Raw genomic sequence first — 628 nt, 5'->3', positions numbered from 1 at the left:
GGTTTAAATACCCCCGGGCAAGCCCATCTCCACCTATATGCAGCTCTCCAGCCACTCCCTGAGGCACAAGGTTTAAATAGCCGTCCAATACTAATAACCGCACATTCACCAGCGCCTGACCAAGATGAGGTGCCACGCCTGTTATTCGGGTCCAGGTCGCATCGACTGTACATTCAGTTGGACCATACACATTAACAGCCACACGGTTATACGTGTGTTGCCAGTCACATAACCGGGACCATAAATACGGGCTAATAGCTTCGCCACCTATGATCAGGTTGGGAAGACTGGCTTCTATACCGGAAGCAAACCACATATCAACCATGGCTGGGGTACAGTCTACAACTGTAAGTTCAGAGAATGTGGGGGGTAATAAATCCGGCTGGGTTTTCTGTTCGTCGCTGATAATCACCAGGCTGCTACCTACAGCCAATTGACTTAATCCCTGCACTGACGCGTCAAATGCATAGGACGCCAGCCATCCCCAGGCTTCACCTGCACCACAGAGTCCAAACCCTTTGATATTCTCAGCCAGATTAACCACTGAGCGATGCTCCACCATCACCCCTTTGGGTTGCCCTGTCGACCCTGAGGTATAAATCACATACGCCAGATGCCGGCTGCTCAA

Annotated in this window: 1 protein-coding gene; it reads right to left on the bottom strand. The window is 51.1% G+C overall.

All coding sequences use genetic code 11. From position 1 onward, the window contains the following. The coding region (locus ACYVIC_RS12695; RefSeq protein WP_460860479.1) for an AMP-binding protein at positions 1-628 on the bottom strand (628 nt) is incomplete at both ends.

Source organism: Rheinheimera gaetbuli (genome assembly GCF_054781935.1).
This window is presented reverse-complemented; position numbering and strand designations above follow the sequence as displayed.